Source organism: Burkholderia sp. KL41 (assembly GCF_057005415.2).
The window spans coordinates 1,849,931-1,874,158 of record NZ_CM174447.1 but is presented as its reverse complement, the minus strand read 5'-3'; the positions used below and the strand labels follow the sequence as shown (position 1 = coordinate 1,874,158).

Annotated in this window: 23 protein-coding genes; 16 read left to right on the top strand and 7 right to left on the bottom strand. The window is 68.5% G+C overall.

Annotated features, from left to right (window positions below; all coding sequences use genetic code 11):
* Positions 1-264 precede the first annotated feature (264 nt).
* Positions 265-1,461 (top strand): porin, encoded by a 1,197-nt coding sequence (locus PQB87_RS25905; RefSeq protein WP_059683583.1) that lies wholly within the window; start codon positions 265-267, stop codon positions 1,459-1,461.
* Positions 1,462-1,849: 388 nt separating this feature from the next.
* Positions 1,850-2,341 carry a peptidoglycan-associated lipoprotein Pal gene (pal, locus tag PQB87_RS25900; protein WP_059683585.1) on the top strand — a complete coding sequence of 164 codons (492 nt, stop codon included), beginning with the start codon at positions 1,850-1,852 and terminating at the stop codon, positions 2,339-2,341.
* Between the two features lie 142 nt (positions 2,342-2,483).
* Here the strand turns inward: pal and PQB87_RS25895 are convergent, their stop codons facing one another.
* On the bottom strand, positions 2,484-2,948 hold the full coding sequence (locus PQB87_RS25895) for a hypothetical protein (protein ID WP_059683586.1): 465 nt from the start codon (positions 2,946-2,948) through the stop codon (positions 2,484-2,486).
* A gap of 203 nt (positions 2,949-3,151) precedes the next feature.
* On the opposite strand from PQB87_RS25895, the gene PQB87_RS25890 reads away from it, so the two are divergent.
* Entirely contained in the window at positions 3,152-3,316 is a 165-nt protein-coding gene (locus PQB87_RS25890) for a hypothetical protein (protein ID WP_165580347.1), read from the top strand.
* Between the two features lie 89 nt (positions 3,317-3,405).
* Here the strand turns inward: PQB87_RS25890 and PQB87_RS25885 are convergent, their stop codons facing one another.
* From PQB87_RS25885 to PQB87_RS25870, 4 genes are all read right to left on the bottom strand, one after another.
* Positions 3,406-4,665, bottom strand: a complete 1,260-nt coding sequence (locus tag PQB87_RS25885) for a cytochrome c (RefSeq protein WP_111940031.1) — start codon at positions 4,663-4,665, stop codon at positions 3,406-3,408.
* Positions 4,662-5,375 carry a (2Fe-2S)-binding protein gene (locus PQB87_RS25880; RefSeq protein ID WP_111940030.1) on the bottom strand — a complete coding sequence of 238 codons (714 nt, stop codon included), beginning with the start codon at positions 5,373-5,375 and terminating at the stop codon, positions 4,662-4,664. The genes PQB87_RS25885 and PQB87_RS25880 overlap by 4 nt, the downstream gene beginning before the upstream one ends.
* Positions 5,372-8,248: a xanthine dehydrogenase family protein molybdopterin-binding subunit gene (locus tag PQB87_RS25875; RefSeq protein WP_111940029.1), complete on the bottom strand. Its 2,877-nt coding sequence runs from the start codon at positions 8,246-8,248 to the stop codon at positions 5,372-5,374. Before PQB87_RS25875 ends, PQB87_RS25880 begins: the two co-directional genes overlap by 4 nt.
* Positions 8,249-8,388: 140 nt before the next feature.
* Positions 8,389-8,763: a hypothetical protein gene (locus PQB87_RS25870; RefSeq protein WP_175830151.1), complete on the bottom strand. Its 375-nt coding sequence runs from the start codon at positions 8,761-8,763 to the stop codon at positions 8,389-8,391.
* Between PQB87_RS25870 and PQB87_RS25865 the strand changes: the two genes are divergently transcribed.
* From PQB87_RS25865 to PQB87_RS25815, 11 genes are all read left to right on the top strand, one after another.
* Positions 8,762-10,312 carry a sensor domain-containing diguanylate cyclase gene (locus PQB87_RS25865; protein ID WP_059683595.1) on the top strand — a complete coding sequence of 517 codons (1,551 nt, stop codon included), beginning with the start codon at positions 8,762-8,764 and terminating at the stop codon, positions 10,310-10,312. The two genes, PQB87_RS25870 and PQB87_RS25865, sit on opposite strands and share 2 nt — an antisense overlap.
* 243 nt (positions 10,313-10,555) lie before the next feature.
* On the top strand, positions 10,556-10,831 hold the full coding sequence (locus PQB87_RS25860) for a hypothetical protein (RefSeq protein WP_027791638.1): 276 nt from the start codon (positions 10,556-10,558) through the stop codon (positions 10,829-10,831).
* A gap of 254 nt (positions 10,832-11,085) precedes the next feature.
* Complete coding sequence (locus PQB87_RS25855; protein WP_059683597.1) at positions 11,086-12,126, top strand: succinylglutamate desuccinylase/aspartoacylase family protein; 1,041 nt, start codon at positions 11,086-11,088, stop codon at positions 12,124-12,126.
* 103 nt (positions 12,127-12,229) lie between these two features.
* On the top strand, positions 12,230-12,526 hold the full coding sequence (locus PQB87_RS25850; protein WP_489242860.1) for a type II toxin-antitoxin system MqsR family toxin: 297 nt from the start codon (positions 12,230-12,232) through the stop codon (positions 12,524-12,526).
* 2 nt (positions 12,527-12,528) lie between these two features.
* Positions 12,529-12,930 (top strand): type II toxin-antitoxin system MqsA family antitoxin, encoded by a 402-nt coding sequence (locus PQB87_RS25845; protein WP_042974280.1) that lies wholly within the window; start codon positions 12,529-12,531, stop codon positions 12,928-12,930.
* Between the two features lie 317 nt (positions 12,931-13,247).
* Complete coding sequence (locus tag PQB87_RS25840) at positions 13,248-13,808, top strand: GNAT family N-acetyltransferase (protein WP_489242859.1); 561 nt, start codon at positions 13,248-13,250, stop codon at positions 13,806-13,808.
* Positions 13,809-13,864: 56 nt separating this feature from the next.
* The gene (locus tag PQB87_RS25835) at positions 13,865-14,812 is read left to right on the top strand and encodes an ABC transporter substrate-binding protein (RefSeq protein ID WP_059683599.1); all 948 of its coding nucleotides are present in this window, start codon (positions 13,865-13,867) and stop codon (positions 14,810-14,812) included.
* Between the two features lie 63 nt (positions 14,813-14,875).
* A complete protein-coding gene (locus PQB87_RS25830; RefSeq protein ID WP_060071895.1) occupies positions 14,876-15,925 on the top strand; it encodes an LLM class flavin-dependent oxidoreductase in 1,050 nt (349 codons plus the stop codon).
* Between the two features lie 7 nt (positions 15,926-15,932).
* Positions 15,933-17,285 (top strand): LLM class flavin-dependent oxidoreductase, encoded by a 1,353-nt coding sequence (locus PQB87_RS25825; protein ID WP_321937777.1) that lies wholly within the window; start codon positions 15,933-15,935, stop codon positions 17,283-17,285.
* Positions 17,286-17,355: 70 nt separating this feature from the next.
* Positions 17,356-19,143 (top strand): amino acid ABC transporter permease/ATP-binding protein, encoded by a 1,788-nt coding sequence (locus tag PQB87_RS25820; protein WP_489242858.1) that lies wholly within the window; start codon positions 17,356-17,358, stop codon positions 19,141-19,143.
* Positions 19,144-19,177: 34 nt separating this feature from the next.
* The gene (locus PQB87_RS25815; RefSeq protein WP_489242857.1) at positions 19,178-20,110 is read left to right on the top strand and encodes an ABC transporter substrate-binding protein; all 933 of its coding nucleotides are present in this window, start codon (positions 19,178-19,180) and stop codon (positions 20,108-20,110) included.
* Between the two features lie 105 nt (positions 20,111-20,215).
* On the opposite strand, the gene PQB87_RS25810 is transcribed toward PQB87_RS25815, so the two are convergent.
* Positions 20,216-21,310 (bottom strand): LLM class flavin-dependent oxidoreductase, encoded by a 1,095-nt coding sequence (locus PQB87_RS25810; RefSeq protein ID WP_489242856.1) that lies wholly within the window; start codon positions 21,308-21,310, stop codon positions 20,216-20,218.
* A gap of 52 nt (positions 21,311-21,362) precedes the next feature.
* On the bottom strand, positions 21,363-22,274 hold the full coding sequence (locus PQB87_RS25805) for an ABC transporter substrate-binding protein (protein ID WP_226218602.1): 912 nt from the start codon (positions 22,272-22,274) through the stop codon (positions 21,363-21,365).
* Positions 22,275-22,629: 355 nt separating this feature from the next.
* Between PQB87_RS25805 and PQB87_RS25800 the strand changes: the two genes are divergently transcribed.
* Both PQB87_RS25800 and PQB87_RS25795 read left to right on the top strand, forming a co-directional pair.
* A complete protein-coding gene (locus PQB87_RS25800) occupies positions 22,630-23,547 on the top strand; it encodes an alpha/beta hydrolase family protein (protein WP_153489507.1) in 918 nt (305 codons plus the stop codon).
* Positions 23,544-23,975, top strand: coding sequence for a MarR family winged helix-turn-helix transcriptional regulator (locus PQB87_RS25795; protein ID WP_027791650.1), 432 nt, complete (start codon positions 23,544-23,546; stop codon positions 23,973-23,975). The genes PQB87_RS25800 and PQB87_RS25795 overlap by 4 nt, the downstream gene beginning before the upstream one ends.
* The last annotated feature ends 253 nt before the right edge of the window (positions 23,976-24,228 follow it).

Here is a 24,228-nt window from a genome sequence, read left to right as displayed (position 1 = left end):
CGGACGATCACGCGAGGGTCAACTGAATCACCCGACTTCCCGTCGAACCGTCGAACCGTCGAACGCATCGCAAACCCGGCGACGGGTTTCCCGCCGAACTGCCCCCTCCCCGCCTTCGTCCCGCCGCGATTCCACGCGATTTCGCAGAGGACCTTTCCTGTGCAACGCCTTAATCGACCACCGCGCGATCTCCAATAATGGCCGCTCGATCCGCCGGCCACCGCGGCGGTAAAACGATAAAAAACTTCTTTGCATTCCTACAAGATGAATAAACACGCCAGCACGCGACTCGCGGGGACCGCCATTGCCACTTGCCTGACCGCCTTCGCGTCGGACGGCGCACACGCGCAGAGCAGCGTGACGCTGTACGGCCTGATCGACACGTCGATCACCTACGCGACCAACCAGCGCACGCACGGCGCCGGCTCGCCGGGCAGCGGCACCGTCGCGATGACGAGCGGCGCCCTGAACGCATCGCGCTGGGGGTTGCGCGGCCGCGAGGATCTCGGCGGCGGGATGGCCGCGATCTTCGGGCTCGAGAACGGTTTCTCGGGCACCACCGGCGCGCTGTCGCAGAAAGGCGTCGACATGTTCGGCCGCCAGGCATGGGTCGGCGTGAGCTCGAAGACGGCCGGCGAGCTCACGTTCGGCCGCCAGTACGACCTGATCCTCGATTTCGTGACACCGCTCGGCGCGTCCGGCCCCGGCTGGGGCGGCAACCTCGCGGTTCATCCGTACGACAACGACGATTCGAACCGCAACCTCCGCATCAACCAGGCGGTGAAGTACACGAGCCCGACGTATCGCGGGCTGAGGTTCGGCGCGATGTACGGGTTCTCGAACACGGCCGGCCAGTTCGCCAACAACGCGGCATGGAGCGCGGGCGTGTCGTACGCGAACGGGCCGCTGAAGCTCGGCGCCGGCTACCTGAAGATCAGCCGCGACCGCAATGCGCCGAACCCGAACGGTGCGCTCAGCACGGTCGACGGCTCGGCGACGATCACGGGCGGCAACCAGCAGATCTGGGCCGCGGCCGGCCGTTATGCGTTCGGGCCGCATTCGGTCGGCGCCGCGTGGTCGCACTCGACCACCGACGGCGTGACGGGCGTGCTCCAGGGCAGCGGCATCGCGCCGTTGAAGGGGGAATCGCTGGTGTTCGACAACTTCTCGGTCGACGGGCGCTTCGCCGTCACGCGTGCGTTGAGCCTCTCGGCCGCGTACACGTACACGATGGGCCGCTTCGACACGCGCACCGGCCAGACGCGGCCGAAATGGAACCAGGTCGTCGCGCAAGCCGACTATGCGCTGTCGAAGCGCACGGATGCGTATCTCGAGGGGGTCTACCAGAGCGTGAGCGGCGGCAACGGCAACCCCGCGTTCAACGCGACCGTCTGGACGCTGACGCCGTCGGCGAACAGCAACCAGGTCGTCGTCGCACTGGGGCTGCGGCACAAGTTCTGAAGACGAAGCACGGCGTTGCCACGCCGTCCGCGCAAGGCATGCGTTTCGGCACCGCTCGGTCGCATGCCCCGAGCCGCAAAGGCCGTGCCCGTGCGCGGCCTTTGCGCAACGGCATCGCGCCGCGTGACGGCACGAATGCCGCCCGGTCTGTGGCGTCGACGCAAAAAAATGCGGAGAAACTGGTCACGCTGTGACATTTTTCCTAATCTGTTTGCAGCGACGCCGAAATTTGGCGTTCCGGCCGCAACACTCTTTCATATGGCGCACCACCGGCTTACGAACATAATTCACGTCGTAGGTGCCGGATCTTTCGCGCCGTTCGGCCGGATACGGGCGTGCCGATCGCTCGCCCCACGCGTTCAATGCAGTCAACCGCCGGAGACGAACGATGAGCAAAACGAACCGATTTGCGGTCCTGACAACCGTCGTACTGCTGGCCGGTTGCCACCACGCGGCCAAGACACCCGAGAATGCCGGCATGGAGCCCGCGCCCTCGAGCGAAGCCGTCGCAACGGTGACGGCCGACGAGCTCAACAATCCGAACAGCCCGCTCGCGAAGCGCAGCATCTACTTCGATTTCGACCAGTACTCCGTCAAGCCCGAATACCAGTCGCTGCTGCAGGCACACGCCGACTACCTGCGCAGCCATCCGGCGCGGCATGTGCTGATCCAGGGCAACACCGACGAACGCGGCACGTCCGAATACAACCTCGCGCTCGGCCAACGCCGTTCGCAGGCCGTGACGAGCGCGCTCGAAACGCTCGGTGTGCAAGCCACGCAACTCGAGGCGGTCAGCCTCGGCAAGGAAAAGCCGGTCGCGCTCGGCCACGACGAGGATGCGTGGGCACAGAACCGCCGCGCGGATCTCGTCTATCGTTGATCCCGGGCCGCCGTGACGGCGGCATTCGCTTCAGGACCGGCATGGCAGCCAGTTGGTCGCGCGAGCGGCCGCGCGGTGCCGCCCCTGCCCGCCGCCTGCACGCGATCGACGTGAAGGCGGCCGATCGCGCAACGCTTCGTGCTCAACGCCGGCGATCGAGGCGGCGATGCAGCCAGTGCGACATCACCGCCGACGTCACGATCGCATCGAGCGTGGCGATCGCGTCGATGTCGCTGAACTGGTCGATTTTCATCAGGTAACCCTCGAGTTCGACGAAACCGATCATCGCACCGGCGCCGACGACCATCCCCAGCAGCACGAACCAGCGCCGCCGGAGCCGCGTGCCGATTGCGCCCATGATGCCGCCGGTCACGGCCGCCGGCAGGAAATAGCCGAACAGGAACGACGCGAAGAAGATCAGCGGAACCATGCCGGCGCTGACTTTCAGTTCATCCCACGACGGGCCGTCGATCAACGACCACCCGATCAGCATCACGGCCGGCCAGACGAGCGATGCGACCAGCGGGCCGCCGACGGCAAACGACACGCAGCCGAGCACGGCGGGACGAAACGGACGCGACGACGGACGTTCAGCGGTGGCACTCATGTTTTTCGTGGTCGGAACCGGAATGGCGGCGTGCCGCAGTGTATCAACACGCCGTGCGACGACGCCGGTCCGCCCCCCTCGCATTCGACGATCCGCAAAAGGCATGGAATAAACGGCCCGCCCGAAACGTTTCTTCAGCGCGCAGACGCACGGTTCACGCGAACCGGCCTTTCCCGCGGCCTGCGCGTTGCAAGGAGGTGGAAATGAGATCCGCAACGTTGGCCGCGGCGCTGATCGCGGCGCTGGTGCTCGTGCTGTCGGCAGGATGTACGTCGGGTGGCGGCGCTCCGCAAGGGCCGGGCATGAGCCGGTACGGCGGCAGTGGCGCGGGAGGTGCGGGCGGTGGCGGAGGAGGCAGCGGCTACTGAAGAACCGCTGGGAACAGTCGGGCGACGCGTCGCGCACGAACACCGGAAACCGGCTGAATCGCGCGCGACGCCCCGCCCGGCGGCACGACTTAACGCATGGCCTTCACGTCGGCCGGCGTGACGCTCGCGGGTTGGCCGCCCCACGTCGCACGCAGGTAGTTCGCGAGCTGCGCGAGTTCGTCGTCGCTCAGCGTGTGCGCGAAACCGGGCATCGGCTGCAGGTTCTCGAACCCGGCGAACTTCTGCTCGCCGATGCCGTCGAGCATCGCGACCAGCAGGTTGCGCGGGTCGCCCTGGCGCACCGTCGAATTGCCGTTCATCGGCACCGCCACGTGCGGCTTGCCTTCGCCGTTGAAGCCGTGACACCCCGCGCAGACCGCGAGATACACCGAGCGGCCGGCCGCGAGCTGCGCGGCGTCGGCCGACACCGGCTTCACCGGTTGCGGCGCGGGCGGCGTATCGCCCAGCAGGTACACGGACAGCGCACGCAGGTCGTCCTTCGTCATGTACTGCGTGCTCAGGTGCACGACCGGGTACATCTCGCCGAATGCCGAGCCTTGCGGCGCGATGCCGACGCCGAAGAACGTCTGCAGGTCGGCACCCGTCCAGCCGCGCGCGGCAAGGCCGGCCGGCGTGATGTCGGGCGCGGCCACGCGGCCGAGCGCCGCGCCCGCGAACGGCTTCGCGCTGTCGAGCTGGCCCGTGAACGCGCGCGGCGTGTGGCATTCCGCGCAGTGGCCGAGCGCACCCGCCAGATAGCGGCCGCGCTGCCAGTCGGCGGACTGGCCGGCCGAGGCATCGGGCAGGCTGTCCTTCAGGAACACCATGTCCCAGAAGACCATCCCGAAACGCAGGTTGTACGGGAACTTCAGCTCGTGCTCGCGGTTTTCCTGCGCGACCGGCCTGACGGTCTTCAGGTACGCGTACATCGCGTCGGAATCGGCACGCGTGAGCTGCCGGTACGACGTGTACGGCATCGACGGATACAGGCGCTTGCCCGGCGCCTTGCCGTCATGCAGCGCGGCGTAGAAATCGTCCGCGCTCCAGCTGCCGATCCCGTGATCCTTGTCCGGCGTGATGTTCGAGCCGTAGAACGTGCCGAACGGCGATTCGAGGGGCGCGCCGCCGGCGAACGGCGCGCCGTCCTTCGCGGTGTGGCACGCCGCGCAGTCGGCGGCCTTGACGAGATAACGGCCGCGCGCGACCGGGTCGGCACCGGGCGCGCCGGAAGCGGCGTTCGAGGCCGGTGCGTCGTGGCCGCCGCATGCGGCGAGCAGCAGCGCGCAAGCCGCCGCGAGCACCGGGAGGCCCGCAGCCCGCGCGATACGATGAGCGAATGTGCGTTTCATGCGGCGTCCTTCACGAGTCCCGGCGTCGTCAGCACCACGTCCTTGACGGCTTCGTAGTAGCGGACATAGCCCGTGCAGCGGCAGAGGTGCGCATCGAGCGCCTCGGTGATCGTGCGCTCGACGTCGGCCTTCGCAACCGGTTCGCGCTTCAGGCGTTCGATCAGCACGGTCGCCGCATTGACGAAGCCCGGCGTGCAATAGCCGCACTGGAAGCTGAAGTGCTCGAGGAACTTCTGCTGGATCGGCGACAGCTCGACCACTTCGCCCGCTTCGTTGCGCTTCGCGTGGCCTTCGATCGTGCGGATCGCGCGGCCGTGGAAGAAATGCGCGCCGGTGATGCAGGTGCGCATTTCCTCGCTCGTGCCGTCCGGCTTGTCGACGATCACGACGCACGCGTGGCAGATGCCCTGCCCGCAACCGAGCCGCGACCCGGTGAGGCCCGCGTATTCGTGCAGGAACTCGATCATCATCAGCCCTTCCGGCACCTGCATCGGGCCGACGGACTTGCCGTTGATGTTGATCGACAGCGGTTTCGACTGGAACCGGACGAGCGGACGCTCGACGGCGGCCGGTGCCGAGGCCGGTACGGCCGGGGCCGGAGCCGAGGCCGGTGCAGAGTCCGGTACGGCCGAAGCCTGGGCCGGTGCAGAAGCGCCGGTCGCAGCGGCGCTGGCGCTCGCGGCCGAAGCCGCGGTTTGGGCGGTCGTCATGCGAGCACCTCCTGAATCTTTTGCGGGGTCACCGGCAGGTCGGTGAAACGATGGCCGATCGCGTGCGCGATGCCGTTCACGATCGCGCCGACGACGGGGATCATCACCACTTCGGCGACGCCCTTCGGCGGATCGGTCTCGGACAGCGGCGGCAGCACGTCGCCCGTCTGCGTCCAGACGGCGACGTCGGATGCGCGCGGCAGCTGGTAACGGTTGAAGTTCCACGTGCCGTTGCCGGGGCCGTCTTCATACAGCGGCAGGTATTCATGCAACGCGTGGCCGATACCCATCGCGAGACCGCCCTGCAACTGGCCCGACACGAGCTGCGGCGAAATCTGGTTGCCGCATTCCATGATCGAGTGATGCGTGAGCAGCTCGACCTTGCCGGTCGCTTCGTGCACGGCCAGCTCGACCAGCGTGCCGACCGCCGTGTAGTACGTGACGGCCGCGTTGTTGCGGCTCGTCGGCGGGATGAACACGCGCTTGCGGTCCAGCACGCGGTAGCCGTTCGCGGTCGGCGCCAGCGTGCCGCGCATCGCGGTCGCGCCGGCAGGCGCGGCGGTGCCGGGCACCGGGCCGTTGTCACCCGTCTTCGGTGCGCCGACGCGCAGCGACAGCCCGTCGATCGGCAAACGATCGACCACGCCGCCCACTTCGAACTCGGCGTCGGTCCACTGCCAGCGGTTGAACACGTGCACGACGGCGCCGGTCGGCAGGCCGAGCGCATGCGCCTGCTTCGCGAGCTGTTCGAACGACAGCGGCTCGAGGCCGTCGGCGGTCAGCTTGCCGTCGACCCAGCGCGCGTCCTCGATGCGGATCGTGTACGGCGCGGCCTGGCCGCCGCCGAGGCCGCGCGTCCAGATCGACATCGCCGCCGGCCATAGGCCGTAGCGGAACACCGCGCGCGCGGCTTCGCGCGTGCTGTGCGTGAAGTAGTACGCGGAGTTCGTCGCGCTCGACGGCGACGCATAACTCGGCGACCAGCGCGGGTTCGCGCTCAGGCGATCCTGGTCGGCCTGCGACATGATGTACGGATCGCCGCTGGTCTCGACCGGCAGGTCCGGCCACTCGGTCACCGCGACCTGCACGTCCGTCGCCGGACGGCCGAGCCACTTCACGACGGCCACGGCCTGCGACGTCGACATCCCGGTGCCGATCTCGGCAGCCGTGTGGCGCAGCGACACCTTGCCGTTCTCGTCGAATTCGACCTTCGCGAACGACGCTTCCGCGCCCGTGCCGAAGTCCTTCTGCACGCACGCGAAGCCGACGCCGTAGCGCTTGCCCGGGTTCGCCGCCTCGTATTCGGCCTTGCGCGCGGCGCGGCGCGTCCACAGCGGATGCTGCTTCGAGCGCTCGAGCACCTCGTCGACGCGCAGCGCGCCGGCGGGAATCGCCCCTTGCGTGTTCTTCATCCCCGAACGCAGCGCGTTGCGCAGGCGGAAATCGATCGGGTCGATGTTCAACTGCGCGGCGATCTCGTCGACCGCCATCTCGGTCGCCGCCATGCTCTGCAGCGTGCCGTAGCCGCGCGCGGAACCGGCATCGATCGCGCGCGATGCAATCGCCACGGCCGCGAGGTCGCTCTTCGGGAAGTAGTAGATCGATTGCGCGGCCGTCGCGCCGACCATCGCGACCGACGGCGAGAAGTTCGAGCGCCCGCCGCCGTTCGCCTCGAAGTCGCCCTTGAACGACTGCAGCAGGCCGGTGTTGCGATCCACGGCGATCCGGTAATGCATCTTGAACGCGTGACGCTTCAGCGACGTCTGGAACTGTTCGTAGCGATCGTTCGCGAAACGCACCGGGCGGCCGTCCGCGTACAGCGCGCAGACGAGGCCGTAGAACGGCACGTTGAAGTGATCCTTCGAGCCGTAGCCGACCGTGTAGCACGGATGCACGAACAGCTTCTTCACCGGGAAACGGCACTTCGCGACCATCGCGGCCGCGTTCTCCGCCACTTCGAGCGGCGACTGGGTCGGCACGACGAGGTGCAGCGACTGCGTCGCGGCGTCGTACCAGCAGTTCGCGTTGTCCGGTTCGAGCGCGGAGGTATCGACCGACTGCGTGTTGTACTCGCGGTCGAACACGAGCCAGTCGGCCGACGGATGGTCGAGCTCGTTCGCGATCTGCCCGGCCAGGAACATGCCCTGCTCGTCGAGCTTGCCGTGCTCCTTGCCGTCCGGCCACACCGGCAGGTGCTTGCGCATCATGCTCGGAAAGATCGGCGCGTCCTTCAGGCTCGAATAGACATCGTCGTCGTAGGCCGTCTTGCCGCCCACGCGCACGTAGCGGAAGGTGCCCCACGGATCGCGCTCGAGCGGGCCCGTGACCGCGCCGTAGCGGATCACGTCGTCGCGGAACTTGAGCGCGTTCTTCGCGAAGCGGAAGCGCGCGAAGTCGTGGTAGATGAGGATCGCGACCGCATGGCCGAGATACGCGGGCGTCTTGCCGGCGGGCAGCAGCATGTCGTCGCCGTAGAACGCCGGGAACGCGACGCCGTCGCGCACGAGATCGTCGGCCGTGACCACGCGGTCCGGTTTCAGCTCGTCGCCGAGCAGCGAAAGGTCGAAGCCTTCGTACGTGCGGTCGGCCTGCGTGACGCGCAGGATCAGCGCATGAGACTGCTGCTGCGGCCAGTGCGGCATGTCGGCCGCGCGCACGTCACGGGCGAACACTTTCGAGCCCGTGACCTTCGCGATGCCGTCGATGCGGAATTGGGGGATGCCGGTGACGCTATCCCATTTGACGGGGGTGAGGAGTTTTTCTTCGAAGAGCGCCGCGAACGCGCGGCTGCCCAGGGGCGCGACATACACTGCGACGCCCGCCAGCACGCTGGCTTTCAGAAAACCCCGCCGTGACAGGCCGTGGTTTTTCATTGGGGGGAACCTCCTGATACGGCTCGGACGGCGATCGGATGTCGCGACGTTCGGAGCGGCGCGCATTCTGGCATTGTTTTTGATATATCGCCTATAGTATTTCCCGCATGAAATACTTATTGAATTTCTTATAACGGTGTTCAGCCGGGCTGCGACAGCCGGTCGCGGGTGGCGATCAGGTCATCAGGTCGCATCGCCTGCCCGCTTGCGGCGGTTTCGTTCGTGTCGACCGCGCCCGGCGGATACGCGCCTGTCTCCTGTCGATCGCCGAGCCTCGTTCGGTTCGCAACGATGCTGCCCCGGCGCCAGCGAATGCGCAAGACTTTCGTGGGCGGGGTTGACGACTGGTGGCCGACGCGGCACGCGGGTCCGTCGGGCGATCCGGGCGCCCCGCGCCGCCCGTTTTTCATGGTAATGTCGTGCGCATCCGGCCTGGCCGGGCTTCCGCCACGTGCCGTGCGGGTGCCGCCAGCCATCGCGATATCAAGCGACATCGTGTCGAGGTCAAAAACCATGGCAGTCAGGGCATCTCTCCTGCACTCCGTTCTCGCCACTCCCCCCTCCGGCAACCACCGTGTGACGGCCGCGCTGCGCCCGTCGATGCTCGTTACCCTGTTCGAGGACGTCCGACCGATGGCGCTCTCCGGGCTCGCGAGCGGCTTCGTCGCGGCCGTCGCGCTGATCCGGCTGCAGCAGCTCTGGTGCCTCGCGTGGCTGATCGTCGACGTCGGCCTGCTCATCGCGCGGCTCTCGATCGCGCGTGCGTACACGGTTCAGCGCGACGGCGGCGACGATCGCGCCGAATACTGGGCGATGCGCTATGCGCCCGTGTCGCTCGTCGCGTGCTTCGTGCTCGGTCTCGGCGTGATGGGCTGCGTGCAGGCCGTCGACGTCGAGCTCGGCACGCTGTCGGTGATGGTCGCGGGCGGCGTGTTCGGCGGGATCGCGTCGCGCAATTCGGCGCTGCCCCGGCTCGCGATGTCGCAGGTCACGGTCGGCGTGCTGCCGATCGGCATCGGCGCGTTGCTGGCCCACCGGCCGGGGGCGTGGCTGCTGCTGCCGCCGCTCGCGATCTACCTCGCCGCGATGCGCACCGTCGTCCAGCGTCACTATCGTGTGCTCGTCGCGCTGATTGCCGCGCGCCAGCGCAACGCCGAACTCGTCGCGCGCTTCGACGCCGCGCTCACCTACATGCCGCACGGCCTGTGCATGATCGACGGCGAGCACCGCGTGATCGTCGCGAACCGGCGCACCGCGCAACTGTTCGGCTCGCCGCGCCAGATCATGCTCGAAACGCCGCTGCCCGCCGTCGTCGCGGCGCTCGGCGCGAACGACGCGATCGATCCCGGCGGCGCGCGTCTCGCCGCGCAGTGCGAGATCTGGCTGACCTGCGACGAACCCGCACCGCTCGACCTGGTGCTCGCCGATGGCCGCCAGCTCGAACTGACGCGCCATCTCGTGCCGGACGGCAACGCGGTGATCATCGTCGAGGACGTCACCGCGCGCCGGCAGACCGAACAGCACATCCGGCATCTCGCGCGGCACGATGCGCTGACGGGTTTGCCGAATCGCCACGAACTGCATGCGGAACTCAGGCGGATGCTCGCGAGCCGGCCGCACACGCCGGAGTCCGGGCTCGCCGTCATGTATCTCGACCTCGACGGCTTCAAGGCAATCAACGACCGGTTCGGCCACCAGGCCGGCGACGACGTGCTGACTCAGGTCGCCGAGCGACTCGGCAAGACGCTGCCGCCCGGCGAGCTGGCCGCGCGCATCGGCGGCGACGAATTCGTCGTCGCGATCGACGACGCGACGATGCACGCGTGCTCGCTCCTCGCCGCGCGCATCATCCGGCAGATCTCGGCGCCGTACACGCTGTCGATCGGCGAGACCGTGATCCTGGGGATCAGCATCGGCATCGCGCTCGACGACGGGCACGGCTCCCCCGACGAACTGATCCGGCAGGCCGACAGCGCGCTGTACGACGCGAAATCGGCCGGCAAGGGCATCTACCGCTTCTATTCGAGCGGCAGCAGCCGGGTCACGCCGGCCACCGCGAGCTGACCCGGCTGCGCAGTCCTCTTTCTCCCGCGTCAACGCCTCCCGACGATTCAATTCCGAAACGCTTTACGTGACCGCACGTGGCGTCGCGCGCTCGCGTGTCACGTGACGTGTTCCGTAACATCGGCGCCCGCCACCCGTCACGTTGGCTGCAGAAGCCTGCACGATCGAGGCAGTGCCGGGCTTTTCGAACCTGGCACTCTTATTGCTCCCTGTCAGGGAAACAGGTGGTCAGGGAGACCCAACATGAATACCGTCGAAGTCCTCAGCCGCAGCGAAACCATCGACGAACTGGATGTGATCGACGGCGCGTCACTGATCCGCCGGCTCGTTTCCGAACGCCGCATGCCGGCCGCACGCGAAGCCCGATGCGTCGACAATCCGCCGCTGACGCTGTACGGCGCGTTTCGCCAGGGCATCGCCGATCACGCCGCGCGCCGCGCGAATCCGTATCGTGCCGGCAGCCGTTTCTGGGCACTGTGGGAAGAAGGACGTCTCGAAGCTGAAACATCGGGCCGGTAAGCCGGCCTTGCGCGCCGGCCCCGTCGCGGCAAGGGCCGGCGCGAAACACCAGGCCCGAATGCGGCCGGCCGGCATGCCGGCATGCGTTCACCGCTGCAACATCGCACCGGGTTCCGCGTATCGGCTTTGCAACTCCCCCGCATGCCTCCATGCGCTTGCCGGCTGATGGCGTTTGGCGTCGCTCGCGCCCGGCGCGGCGCGCAGCGGTCGTTTCCCGATAAGATGGCAGATTCCGTTCATCGAACGATGCCGCCATGACCGCCTCCTCCTCACACCGCAATCCCATCCACTGCGAAATCGATCTCGACGCACAAGGCAAGCACGCGGGCTACCTGCGGCTGCCGCATTCCGTACACCGCTCGGCGTATGGCTGGCTGCCGATCCCGATCGCGTCGATTCGCAACGGCGACGGCCCGGTCGCGCTCGTGATGGCCGGCAACCACGGCGACGAGTACGAAGGCCAGATCATCGTGTCGCAGCTGATGCGCGAGATCGATCCCGGGATGGTCAGCGGGCAGCTGATCCTGCTGCCGATGGCGAATTTCCCGGCGGCGGACGCGGGCCTGCGCGTGTCGCCGCTCGACCAGGGCAACCTGAACCGCAGCTTCCCCGGCGACCCGGCCGGCACGCCGACGCAGATGATCGCCCACTACATCGAGCATGTTCTGCTGGCGCGCTCGCAGTATCTGGTCGACCTGCACTCGGGCGGCAGCTCGCTGCTGTACCAGGGCGGCAACATGCTCGCGATCGACCCGCTCGACGCCGACGAAGCCGCGAAGCTCAACGGGCTGCTGGTCGCGTTCGGGTTGCAGAACGCGCTGCTGCACGCGCCGAATCCCGTGCACTCGGCCTCGGCCGCGCGCCGCCAGGGCGCGATCTCGATCGTGACCGAACTCGGCGGTGCCGGCATGGCCGACCCGTCGCTGATCCGGCTGGGCCGCCACGGGCTGCTGCACTACCTCGGTTACATCGGCCTGCTGCACGGCGCGCTCGTGCCCGACGCGCCGCCCACCGTCACGCGCTTCATGCGTGTCGACGGCGATCGCCACTTCGTCTACGCGTACGAGCGCGGGCTGTACGAGCCGCTCGTCGAACTCGGCGACCAGGTGAAGGCCGGGCAGCCTGCCGCGTGGGTGCACTTCCCCGATACGCCGCTGCGCGAGCCGGTGCTGCACCGCTTCAAGGGCGACGGCGAAGTGGTGTGCAAGCGCGTGCCCGCGCAGGTGCAGCGCGGCGATTGCCTGTTCCAGCTCGCGGAGTTGTCGGCCCCGCCGAGCATCGGCCAGACGGCCTAAAACCGGATCCATCTCCTTTCCATGCGGTCTGCCAGTCATGGCGGACGGCATGCGCTCGCCATTAACCAACTTGACAAATTAACTTACTTGGTTATGATCGCCAATGGAAAAGAGAAGGCCTCATTGCAAGCTGTCCCTCGTCAAGGCGCTGGTCGAATCCGGCCGGGTCCGGTTGACCGCGAGCGCGGTACTCGGCGCGCGGCAACTCGGTTTCACGGAACGGGAGGCGCTCGATGTCGTGATGTCGCTGACCGACCTCGACTTCCACAAGAGCATGACGACGTACGCCGACCACACGATCTGGCAGGACGTCTACCGGCCGTTGACGGTGCGTGGCGACGTGTACCTGAAACTGACGGTGATCGACGATGTGCTGATCGTGTCTTTCAAGGAGCGATGAAAATGAAATGTCCTGCATGCGGTGCCGCGAAGCTCGTCCGCGACACGCGCGACATCCCTTATACCTACAAGGGCCGGTCGACCGTCGTCCGCGCCATCACCGGCGAGTTCTGCCCGGCCTGCGGGGAATCGGTGCTGGATCTCGACGAAGCGACCCGTCTCGGCGAAGCGATCAGCGAGTTCAACAAGCAGGTGAACGCCACCATCGTCGACCCGAATTACATCGCGAAGGTACGCAAGAAGCTGAGGCTCGACCAGCGCGAGGCGGCCGAGCTTTTCGGCGGCGGCGTCAACGCGTTCTCCCGTTACGAAACAGGCAAGACGAATCCGCCGCTTGCCCTCGTGAAACTGCTGAAGATCCTCGATCGTCACCCCGATCTGCTCGCCGAAGTCCGGGCGGCATAGGCGCTCGCATGTCGGCATCGCGCACGCGCGTGCATCGGCTTCGATGCACGCGCATGCACCGCGTCGTCGCCACCCCACTCCCGCTGCGAGCCTTCTGACGTCCGCCGCGAAATCCTTATCGAAATTGCTTCGTTCGCCTTTGCCGGCCGCGCCGCTAACGTGTTCAAAACGGCGGCGGCCCGCCATCTGCATCCCAGCAGGACACGCACCGGCCGCCGCCATCACGACAACCGCGTCGCGATAACGGAACAGACCGGACGGGCCGCGTGCCCGCACCCCGCCAGGAACGTCCGCATCGCGCGCCCTTCGCGATGCCCATGGCCACGACCGATCGCATCATCGACACGACGCCGCTCGACGTCCGCGCGCAACCGCTGATCGACGCACTGATCGACGAGTATTCGACCCGTTACAACGCGTATCGCCCCGACAGCCACGCGTCCGCACGCGAGGAGCTCGCGCGCTACCCGGCCGAACTGTTCGCGCCGCCCGAAGGCGCATTCGTGCTGCTGCTGCGCGACGGCGAGACGATCGGCGGCGGCGCGTTCAAGCGCTACGACGCGCAGACCGCCGAGCTCAAACGCATCTGGACCCGCGCGGACCTGCGCCGTCAGGGCCTCGCACGCATCATCGTGGAGGCACTCGAACTGCGCGCCGTGCAGCAGGGCTATCGCCGCATCTACCTGACTACCGGTTTTCGTCAGCCCGAAGCATGGGCGCTGTACGACCGCACCGGCTATACGCGGCTGTTCGATTCGTCGATCGCCCCCGAGGTGCATTACCACCTGCGGTTCGGCAAGGATCTCGCCGATCCGTCGCGCACGTCGACGCTGGCCGACCTGTGGGCGCCCGTGCCCGAACCGGCGCTGCCGCGCTGACCGCCGCCGCGCCCCCGCCTTCCTCCGATTACCGCTTGCCACCACAGGACGCTTTCATGCAACGAGCCGTACCGTTTTCCTCCCGTGCCGCGCGCACGCTGGCCACCGCGTTGATTGGCCTGACCGCGTTCGCCGCGGCCGCGGCCGCCGCCACGTTCGACTTGAGCCCCGAACAGCGCGGGCGCCCGCGCGGCGTGGCCGATGCGGCAGTCGAGCGCGCGGTGCCCGCGTCGTTCAAGTTCGCCGAACCCGGCACGCTGACGATCGGCATCGCGCCGAGCCTGCCGCCGATCAGTTCGTATGCAACCGATGCTCGCACGGTGATCGGCTTCGACGCCGACGTCGGCCAGCTCGTGTCCGACAGCCTCGGCCGCAAGCTGAAGATCGTCGCGCTCGCGTGGGCCGACTGGCCGCTCGCGCTCGAATCCGGAAAAGTCGACGCGGTGATCTCGAACGTCACCGTCACCGAGGAGCGCAAGCAGAAGTTCGATTTCTCGACCTACCGCAAGGACCAGGTCGGCTTCTACGTGCGCAACGACAGCAAGATCCAGGCGATCCGCGAGCCGAAGGACGTCGCGGGGCTGCGTATCGTGACCGATGCGGGCACCAACCAGGAAAAGATCCTGCTCGCGTGGGATCGCGAGAACGTCGCGCACGGGCTGAAACCCGTGCAGATCCAGTACTACGACGACCAGGCGATGCGCATCGTCGCCGTGCAGTCGGGCCGTGCCGATGCCGTGTTCAGCGTGAACTCGGTGCTCGCGTACCAGAGCGCGCAGCAAGGCAAGACGCGGCTCGTCGGCGCAATCAGCGGCGGCTGGCCGCGCACGGCCGACATCGCGATCGCGACGCGCCGCGGCAGCGGGCTCGCCGATCCGCTGACCGTCGCGCTGAACGGGTTGATCAGGAGCGGCCGCTACCAGCAGGTGCTCGACCGCTGGAACCTCGCGTCCGAAGCGATCGACCAGTCGCGCACGAATCCGCCCGGGCTGCCGAAGAGCTGAGCGCCACGCCCGCCCTTCGTCCCGTCACGCTCACTTCACGCTCAAGCAGGAACGCCGCCCACCATGTCTTACTCGCTTTCGTTGCTGGACAAGAGTCCGATCGCCGACGGCGCGAACGCCGCCGACGCGCTGCGCTTCACCACGACGCTCGCGCAGCGCGCCGAACAGCTCGGCTACGAGCGCTTCTGGGTCGCCGAGCATCATGGCACGCAGGCCTTCGCGAGCTCCGCGCCGGAGATCGTCGTCGCGCACCTGCTCGCGCATACGTCACGCATCCGCGTCGGCTCGGGCGGCGTGATGCTGCAGCACTACAGCCCGTTCAAGGTCGCCGAGACGTTCAAGGTACTGGCTGCGCTCGCGCCGGGCCGCGTCGACCTCGGCGTCGGCAAGGCGCCCGGCGGGTTGCCGCTGACCACGCGCGCGCTGCAGTGGTTCCACGACAAGGCGCGCAAGCCGGACTTCGCGGGCCAGCTCGCGGAACTCGACGCGTTTCTCGGCTGGGGCGTGGCAGAGGATCACCCGCTCGCCGGCGCAGTCGCGCTGCCCGTGCCGCCGCAGGCGCCCGAACGCATCCTGCTCGGCGGCTCGCCGGACAGCGGCACGCTCGCCGCGCGCAACGGCTGGCGCTTCTGCTACGCGGGGCATTTCAACGGCGACGACGCGAACATCGAACGCTCGCTCGACGCGTACCGCAGCGCGGGCGGCACACGGCCGCTGGTCGCGCTGTACGCGGTGGCCGCGCCGACGCGCGACGAGGCCGAGCAACTGATCGGGCCGCTGAAGATCTTCAAGCTGCAGCTCGCGGGCGGGCAGAGCTTCAACCTCCCCAGTGCGCAGGCGGCCGCCGAATTCGCGCGGCAGAGCGGCGCGTCCGACTACCGCATCGACGAGCTGCGCCCGACGGTGCTGGCCGATACCCCCGAGCGCGTGCACCACGCGCTCGATGCGCTGAGCCGGCGGCTCGACGTCGACGCGTTCGTGATCGATTCGCCGGTGACCGACTACGCGGCGCGGCTCGCATCGGCCGAATGGCTCGGCGGCGCGCTGTCGGCCACGCCGTTGCAGGCGGCCCTCGCGGCCGACCGCTCCCTTTCCCCTGACCAGAACGCGTGACGCTCCCATGACGACCCGACGATCGATCCCTTTCGGCCTGATGCTGCAAGGCGCAGGCAGCCACATGAACGCATGGCGGCACCCGAGCAACCCGCCGGACGCGAGCATCAACCTCGATTTCGCGATCGGCATCGCCCGCAAGGCGGAAGCCGCCGGCATCGCCTTCGCGTTCGTCGCGGACGGCCTCTACATCAACGAGAAGTCGATCCCGCACTTCCTGAACCGCTTCGAGCCGCTGACCGTGCTGTCGGCGCTCGCGGTCGCGACGAAGAAGATCGGGCTCGCGGGCACGATCTCGACGTCGTACAGCGAGCCGTTCACGGTCGCCCGCCAGCTGGCGTCGCTCGATGCGATCAGCGGCGGGCGCGCGGGCTGGAACGTCGTGACGACGCCGCTCGAGGGCACCGCGAAGAACTTCGGCAAGGTGCATCCCGATCATGAGCTGCGCTACGAGATCGCCGACGAATACCTCGACGTCGTGCAGGGCCTGTGGGACAGCTGGGACGACGACGCATTCGTGCGCGACCGCGCGACCGGCCGCTTCTTCGATCGCGACAAGCTCCACACGCTCGACCACCACGGCCGCTTCTTCCAGGTCGCGGGCCCGCTGAACATCCAGCGGTCCCCGCAGGGGCAGCCGGTGATCTTCCAGGCCGGCTCCTCCGACACCGGCATCGGGCTCGCCGGAAAGTATGCGGACGCCGTGTTCACGCATTCGCCGTCGCTCGACGAAACGGCCGCGTTCACGCGGCGCGTCAAGCAGAGCGCGATCGAGCACGGCCGGCAAGGCAGCGACGTGAAGGTCTTCCCCGGCATCGGGCCGATCGTCGGCCGCACGGCCGCCGAGGCCGAGGACAAATACCAGGCGATCCGCGACCTGCTGACGATCGACGAGGCGCTCGCCTATCTGGGCCGCTATTTCGATCACCACGATTTCACGCAGTACGCGCTCGACGCGCCGTTCCCGGAACTCGGCGAGCTCGGCCGCAACAGCTTCCGCTCGACCACCGACCGGATCAAGGCCGACGCGAAACAGAAAGGCCTGTCGCTGCGCGAGACGGCGCTCGCGGTCGCCACGCCGCGCCCGAACTTCATCGGCACGGCCGAGCATGTCGCCGACGAGCTGATCCGCTGGCACGACGCGGGCGCCGGCGACGGCTTCATCCTCGGCTTTGCGGTGCAGGCGCAAGGCGTCGACGATTTCGTCGAGCTCGTGATCCCGGTGCTCGAGGCGCGCGGCCGCTACAGCCGCGACCTGCCCGGCGCGACGCTGCGCGACCACCTCGGCCTGCCGCGCAAGGCAAGCCGTCACGCGGTGCCTGACGCGTCGCCCGAAACGGCGGCCGAAGCGCACGCCTGACACCCGCCGCCGCGCCGCCCGTGCGCGTGCGCGGCGCGTCCGCCCGACCGATTCGAGGATTTCCACCGACATGAGCGACACGACCCACCTCGGCGGCGCGCTGCCGCCGCTCTCTTCCCCCGGCGCGCGCGACGCCGGCACGCGTTTCCGGATCGTGCCCGCGCGCCACCGGTCGCGCACGGCCGGCACCGTGCTCGCCGTCGCGCTGATCGCGATCGTCCTGCATTCGATACTCGGCAACCCGCAATGGGGCTGGCCGGTGTTCGCCGAATGGTTCCTGTCGCCGCCGGTGCTGTCGGGGCTCGCGCGCACGCTGGTGCTGACGCTGCTCGGCGCGGTGTTCGGCTTCGTGCTCGGCGCGTTCGTCGCGCTGGCCCGGCTGTCGCGTTCGCGGCTGCTGTCGGCGAGCGCGTGGGCCTTCGTGTGGCTGTTCCGCTCGATTCCGCTGATCGTGCTGCTGCTGATCCTGAACAACCTCGGCTACCTGTACGAGCATGTGCGGCTCGGCGTGCCGTTCACCAGCATCGTGTGGTTCGACACGCCGACCACCGACCTGATCAGCCCGTTCCTCGCGGCCGTGCTCGGCCTCACGCTGAACCACGCGGCGTTTTCCGCGGAAGTGATTCGCGGCGGCATTCTCGCGGTCGACCAGGGGCAGCTCGAAGCGGCGGCCGCGCTCGGCTTGCCGCGCGGCCGCCAGACCACGCGGATCGTGCTGCCGCAGGCGATGCGCGCGATCCTGCCGACCGCGTTCAACGACCTGATCTCGCTCGCGAAAGGCACGTCGATGGTCTACGTGCTCGCGATGCCGGAGCTGTTCTACACGGTGCAGGTGATCTATCGCCGCAATCTCGAGGTGATTCCGCTGCTGATGGTCGCGACCGTCTGGTACCTGATCATCCTGACCGTGCTGTCGGCGATCCAGGTGCAGGTCGAGCGCCACTATGCGCGCGGCGCGCTGCGCAACCCGCCGCCATCCGTCGTCACGTTCGCGCTCGCGCGCCTCGGCGTGCTGTGGCGGCGTGTCAGGTCCCGCCACGATGACTCGCTCGTGCGCGCCGAAGGCGATGCCGATACGGTGGCCGTCGCGCCACGCGCCGGCGGCGAAGTGGCCGTGCATGGCGTATCGAAACAGTTCGGCATGCAGCGTGTGCTCGACAACGTCTCGTTCGTCGCGCCGCGCGGCAGCGTGACCGTGATCGTCGGGCCGTCGGGCTCGGGCAAGTCGACGCTGCTGCGCACGATCAACCATCTCGAACGCGTCGACGACGGCTTCATCGACATCGACGGCGAACTGATCGGCTATCGCCGCGACGGCGACGTGCTCTACGAGTTGAAGGAGCGCGACGTGCTGACACGGCGCACCGCCGTCGGGATGGTGTTCCAGAACTTCAACCTGTTCCCGCACCTGACGGTGCTCGAGAACCTGATCGAGGCACCGGTCGCCGTCGGCGGCGTCACGCGCGACGCCGCCGAGCGCGTCGCCCGCACGTTGCTCGCTCGCGTCGGTCTCGCGGACAAGGCCGATGCGTATCCGCGCCAGCTCTCCGGCGGCCAGCAGCAGCGCGTCGCGATCGCGCGGGCACTCGCGTTGCGCCCGAAGGTGCTGCTGTTCGACGAACCGACTTCCGCGCTCGACCCGGAACTCGTGAACGAGGTGCTCGACGTGATCAAGGAACTCGCGCGCTCGGGCACGACGCTCGTGATCGTCACGCACGAGATCGGCTTCGCGCGCGAAGTCGCGGACAACGTGCTGTTCATGGAGCGCGGGCGCATCGTCGAATCCGGGCCGCCGGCCGTCGTGCTCGACGCGCCGACGCATGCGCGCACGCGCGCGTTCCTGTCGCGGGTGCTGTGATGCGCGCCGCTGCCGACTCCCGAGGGGCCGCACGATGACCGACCGACGCCAGTTCGTGACCGCCGCGCTGGTCGCGGCAGCGGGCTTGCCGTGGCGCGCGGCGCATGCGGCCGCCGCGACGGCCGACCTCGACCCGCGCCAGGCGGGCCGCGTGCGTGCCGAACGCGACGACGCGGCGATCCGCGCGGCAGCCGGCTACCGCTGGGTGCGCGACGGCGCATTCACGGTCGCGATTTCACCGCACGCGCCGCCCGTGTCGACCTACGCGACCGACGCGCGCACCGTGGTCGGCGCCGATCCCGACTATGCGCAGCTCGTCGCCGACGCGCTCGGCCGCACGCTCGTGCTGGTGCCGATCGCATGGGCCGACTGGCCGCTCGGGTTGACGTCCGGCAAGTACGACGCGGTGATCTCGAACGTCGGCGTGACCGAGAAGCGCAAGGAGAAATACGATTTCACGACCTACCGCCTCGGGCTGCACGGCTTCTACGTGCGCACCGGCAGCCCGATCGCGAGGATCGCCGAGCCGAAGGACATCGCCGGCCTGCGCATCATCACGGGCGCGGGGACGAGCCAGGAACGCATCCTGCTCGAGTGGAACAAGCGCAACGTGGCGCAGGGGCTGAAGCCGGCCGAGCTGCAATATTTCGACGACGATGCGGCGTCGCGCGTCGCGCTGCTGTCGGGCCGCGCCGATGCCGAACTGAACCCGAACGCGTCGCTCGCGTACGAGGCCGCGCGCACCGGCAAGATCCGCCGGGTCGGCGTCGTCAATGCGGGCTGGCCGGCCAACGCCGACGTGGCGATCGCGACCCGGCGCGGCAGCGGGCTCGCGCCCGCGCTGACGCTGGCGACGAACGCGCTGATCGGCAGCGGCCGCTACGGACAGGCGCTCGCGCGCTGGGGTTTGCAGAGCGAGGCGATCGCGCGGGCGGAAACCAATCCGCCGGGATTGCCGTCGTTCTGAAAGCTATCGATACTCGACCACCCGAACGACATCGCCCCGGCATCCCGCAACGGGAATGCCGGGGCGAATCGAAGCAGCCTCCTGCGTCGCAACGACGCGATGCGCCTACGCCGGCACCGCCGCGTGATGCCGGTCGAGCTCCGCGACCTGCGCATGAATCGCCGGAATCAGGTGGCGCCCGTAATCGAGCGCATCGTCGAGCGGATCGAACCCGCGAATCAGGAACGTCGAAACGCCGAGCCGGTAATACGCCCCGAGCGCACGCGCGACCTGCTCGGGCGTGCCGACCAGCGCGGTCGAATTCCAGCGCGCGCCGGTCAGGTTCGCGACGCCCATCCACAGCCGCTCGTCGAGCACGTCGCCCTGCGCGGCGGCGGCCATCAGCCGTTGCGAGCCCGCGTTTTGCGGCGCGTGGCCGTCGATCGGCTGGCCGTTCGCGAGCCGCGCCGCGCGCACGCGCTCGCGGATCGCCTCGGCCTTCTCCCACGCGGCCGCCTCGGTATCGGCGACGATCGGCCGGAACGACACGCTGATGCGCGGCGCACGCCCGAACGGCGCGGCGGCCGCATGCACGCGCGCGATCTGCTCGCGCACCGACGCGAGCGGCTCGCCCCACGTCATGTAGACATCGGCATGCTCGCCCGCCACCGCCAGCGCGGCCGGCGACGAGCCGCCGAAATAGATCGGCACATGCGGCCGTTGCGCGCCCTTCACGAGCGGCGACGCGCCGCGCAACCGGTAGAACGCGCCATCGTGATCGACCGGCGCGTCGGCCTGCCAGATCTGTTTCAGCACGTCGAGATACTCGCCGGTGCGGCGATAGCGCGCGTCGTGCGGCACGAAATCGCCGTCGCGCTGAAGATCGGCATCGTCGCCGCCCGACACGACGTTCAGCGCGAGGCGGCCGCCGCTGAACACGTCGAGCGTCGCGATCTGCCGCGCGGCGGCCGACGGCACGATCACGCCCGGCCGATGCGCGAGCAGGATGCGGATGCGTTCGGTCGCGGCGGCCGCGAACGACGCGACGATGAAACCGTCCGCCGCGTTGCTGAAATGGCCGACCAGGATCTGGTCGAAGCCGGCGGCTTCGTGCGCCTGCGCGAAGCGGCGCACGTAGTCGGGCTGGACGGCGGCGCCGCCCGGTACGTCGACCTCCGCGCCGGGCGTCGCGGTGATCATGCCGATGATGTCGACGGGCATGTCGATGGTCCTTCTCGTGGTCGATCGGAAATGGCTGCGCGTTGCGGCACGCTCACTGCGCGGCGGCCGTCTTCTGCGCGGGCGCGGCGAACGCGCCCGCATACGAGCGGTCGAGCAGTTTCGCCGTGTCGTACGCGGTCGGAATCACGCCGGCCTTGTGCAGGAAGTCGGCGGTGTTCTGCGCATCCTTCGCGGCCGTGTCGTCGACCGGGCCCACGCGCTGGTGCGCATTGTTGAGCCAGCGGTACGCGACGTCCGGCTCGAGCTTCGCGCGCTTCGCCCACAGGTCGACATACTCGCGCGGATGGCTGTCGACCCACTGGCGTGCGGCCACCACGCGCTTCAGGAAATCGGTGATCTCGGCGCGCTTGCCCGTTGCGGCCTGCTCGTTCGCGGCGACGAAGCTCAGCGCGGGCATCAGCCCCTGCGCGGTCGTCACGGGCCGGGCGCCCTGCCGCAACGCGAGCGTGCTGACGAACGGCTCCCACAGCGACACGGCGTCGACCGAGCCGTTCGCGAGTGCGTTGGTCGCATCGATCGGCATCAGGTACGCGTACTTGACGGAATCCGCGCGCAGGCCGGCGTGTTCGAGCGCGCGCAGCACGAGCTGCTGACTCCATGCGCCGCGCCAGACGGCAATGGTCTTGCCCTGCAGGTCGGCGACGGTGCGCACCGGCGAGTTCTTCGGCACGAGGATCGCAACGCCGTCGAGGCTCTGCCGCGACACCGCGACGACTTTCACCGGCGCGCCGCGCGCGGCCAGCGTGAGCAGCGCGGAATCGCCGAGGAAGCCGACGTCGATCGCATTGCCGTTCAGGCTTTCGGCGACGGGCGCGGCGGCCTGGAAGTGCTTCCACTCGATCGTGTAAGGCAGGTCCTTCAGCACGCCGGACGCCTCCATCGACGCCTGGATGTTGAAGTAGTTCTGTTCACCGACGCGCAGCGTGACGGTGTCTTTGGCCATGCCTGGCTGCGCGGCAAGCGCCAGCAAGAGTGCCGTGACGATTCGGCTCAGCAACGTGATCTCCCGGAAGGTTGGCGGGCGCCCGCGCGATCGCGGCGCCACGTGATCCGCCGTGCCCGGCGGCCGGCGGAACGGATGGAACCGGTGAAGATACGTCGATCCGCACCATGAAACAAACGCAATATTCTTCTATGCAAAGATGCAAATGTTTTATGACGTGACCGGTATCGCCAGATGCCGCCCGCCGCCCGTCCGTGAACCCGGTTCGAATGAATCCTCGACAGATATTTCGTGCGCGAAATAAATCCCGGACTATATTTCGCATACGAAATAACCATCCGGAACGAGGACGGCCATGACCTCCCAACCCATCGAGTTTTCCGCCGCCGACGGCTACGCGTTGCACGGCACGCTGTGGACGCCGGACGCGGCGCCGCGCGCGCTGGTGCTGATCCATCCGGCGACGGCCGTGCCGGAGCGGCTGTATGCGGGCTTCGCGCGCTTCCTGACCGAGCGCGGTTTCGCTGCGCTCACCTACAACTATCGCGGCATCGGTGCATCGCGGCCCGCGCGCCTGGGTGCGCTGCAGGCCCGCATGCGCGACTGGATGGAGCTCGACGTGGGTGCCGCGACCGCGTGGGCACGGCAGGCCTATGAAGGGGTGCCGCTGCTGGCGGTCGGGCACAGCGTCGGCGGGCACGCGATCGGGCTGTCCGCCGCCACGCCGCACCTGCGCGCGGCCGTGCTCGTCGCCGCGCATGCGGGCAGCACGCGACTGATCACGCAGGCGGCCGAACGCGTGAAAGTGCGGCTGATCCTGCGTGTGCTCGGCCCGCTGATGTCGGCGCTGCTCGGCTACGTGCCCGGCAAGCGGCTCGGGCTTGGCGAAGACATGCCGGCCGGCGTGTTCCGCGAATGGAGCCGCTGGACGACGCTGCCGCATTATTTCTTCGACGATCCGACGCTCGGCGCGGCCGAGCGCTTCGCGAAGCAGCAGTTGCCGATTCTCGCGCTCGGCTTCGACGACGACCCGTGGGCGAACCCGGCCGCGATCGGCCTGCTGGTAAGCTATCTGACCCGCGCGCCGGTCGAGCGCCGCCAGATCGATCCGCGCGCGGCGGGCAGCGGCCCGGTCGGGCACATGGGCTTCTTTCGCAGTCGCCCCGGCACCGTGCTGTGGCCCGACGTGGCCGACTGGCTCGCGCGGGCACTCGACGCGCCACGCACCGCGGGCCGCCCCTCCCTTTCCATTGCAGCCGGGAACCCAGCTTGAGCGAAGACCGACGACTGTTTTTCATGTTGAACATCGGCCAGCGACGCGTGCAGCGCTGGATCGACCGCAAGGCCGAAACCGAGACGCGCGCGAGCGCCGCGCAGGCCGGTGCACTGTTCTGTCTCGCGAAGCAGGACGGCGCGCTGATCGGCGAAGTCGGCGCCGCGCTGCAGCTCGCGCCGTCCGCGATGACGGGCCTCGCCGACCGCATGGCAAAGGCCGGCCTCATCACGCGCCACGCCGATTCGGACGACGGCCGCGCCACGCGGCTGTACCTGACCGACGACGGCCAGGCGGCGCTCAAGCGCGCGCGCGTGCTGCTGCGCGAGCTGAACGGCAAGCTGTGCGACGGTTTTTCCGACGCCGAACTCGACGTCGTCGCGCGCTGGCTGCATGCGTTGCAGGATCGCTTTCCGGCCGAACGCTGAACCGCGCCGACCGCGCACCGCATCGGCACGAATCCGCGTAATCGATAGCGATTCCGATTCGTGCCTTCGATTCGCTCTTTCGATTCGGTTTCCGAACTTTCCGGCGGAAAATCTTGCGCCCGGGAAGCGCTGCTTCGGCAACGCTTTCCGGCTACGTACTGTTACAAAAAATCGCCTGCCTCGCCGCATACCGATCGCCTACATTCAATCCACTTCGACGCATTCGCCGTATGCACGGACTGGCCTTCCCGTC

Bases quoted from the DNA above. Each gene is read 5' to 3' on its own strand.
- PQB87_RS25835 (WP_059683599.1), top strand. From the start codon at position 13,865: ATGCAACGAGCCGTACCGTTTTCCTCCCGTGCCGCGCGCACGCTGGCC.
- PQB87_RS25805 (WP_226218602.1), bottom strand. From the start codon at position 22,274: ATGGCCAAAGACACCGTCACGCTGCGCGTCGGTGAACAGAACTACTTC.
- PQB87_RS25850 (WP_489242860.1), top strand. From the start codon at position 12,230: ATGGAAAAGAGAAGGCCTCATTGCAAGCTGTCCCTCGTCAAGGCGCTG.
- PQB87_RS25865 (WP_059683595.1), top strand. From the start codon at position 8,762: ATGGCAGTCAGGGCATCTCTCCTGCACTCCGTTCTCGCCACTCCCCCC.
- PQB87_RS25810 (WP_489242856.1), bottom strand. From the start codon at position 21,310: ATGCCCGTCGACATCATCGGCATGATCACCGCGACGCCCGGCGCGGAG.
- PQB87_RS25895 (WP_059683586.1), bottom strand. From the start codon at position 2,948: ATGAGTGCCACCGCTGAACGTCCGTCGTCGCGTCCGTTTCGTCCCGCC.
- PQB87_RS25860 (WP_027791638.1), top strand. From the start codon at position 10,556: ATGAATACCGTCGAAGTCCTCAGCCGCAGCGAAACCATCGACGAACTG.
- PQB87_RS25875 (WP_111940029.1), bottom strand. From the start codon at position 8,248: ATGAAAAACCACGGCCTGTCACGGCGGGGTTTTCTGAAAGCCAGCGTG.
- PQB87_RS25905 (WP_059683583.1), top strand. From the start codon at position 265: ATGAATAAACACGCCAGCACGCGACTCGCGGGGACCGCCATTGCCACT.
- PQB87_RS25890 (WP_165580347.1), top strand. From the start codon at position 3,152: ATGAGATCCGCAACGTTGGCCGCGGCGCTGATCGCGGCGCTGGTGCTC.
- PQB87_RS25830 (WP_060071895.1), top strand. From the start codon at position 14,876: ATGTCTTACTCGCTTTCGTTGCTGGACAAGAGTCCGATCGCCGACGGC.
- PQB87_RS25825 (WP_321937777.1), top strand. From the start codon at position 15,933: ATGACGACCCGACGATCGATCCCTTTCGGCCTGATGCTGCAAGGCGCA.
- PQB87_RS25855 (WP_059683597.1), top strand. From the start codon at position 11,086: ATGACCGCCTCCTCCTCACACCGCAATCCCATCCACTGCGAAATCGAT.
- PQB87_RS25845 (WP_042974280.1), top strand. From the start codon at position 12,529: ATGAAATGTCCTGCATGCGGTGCCGCGAAGCTCGTCCGCGACACGCGC.
- PQB87_RS25885 (WP_111940031.1), bottom strand. From the start codon at position 4,665: ATGAAACGCACATTCGCTCATCGTATCGCGCGGGCTGCGGGCCTCCCG.
- pal (WP_059683585.1), top strand. From the start codon at position 1,850: ATGAGCAAAACGAACCGATTTGCGGTCCTGACAACCGTCGTACTGCTG.
- PQB87_RS25880 (WP_111940030.1), bottom strand. From the start codon at position 5,375: ATGACGACCGCCCAAACCGCGGCTTCGGCCGCGAGCGCCAGCGCCGCT.
- PQB87_RS25870 (WP_175830151.1), bottom strand. From the start codon at position 8,763: ATGGTTTTTGACCTCGACACGATGTCGCTTGATATCGCGATGGCTGGC.
- PQB87_RS25800 (WP_153489507.1), top strand. From the start codon at position 22,630: ATGACCTCCCAACCCATCGAGTTTTCCGCCGCCGACGGCTACGCGTTG.
- PQB87_RS25815 (WP_489242857.1), top strand. From the start codon at position 19,178: ATGACCGACCGACGCCAGTTCGTGACCGCCGCGCTGGTCGCGGCAGCG.
- PQB87_RS25840 (WP_489242859.1), top strand. From the start codon at position 13,248: ATGGCCACGACCGATCGCATCATCGACACGACGCCGCTCGACGTCCGC.
- PQB87_RS25820 (WP_489242858.1), top strand. From the start codon at position 17,356: ATGAGCGACACGACCCACCTCGGCGGCGCGCTGCCGCCGCTCTCTTCC.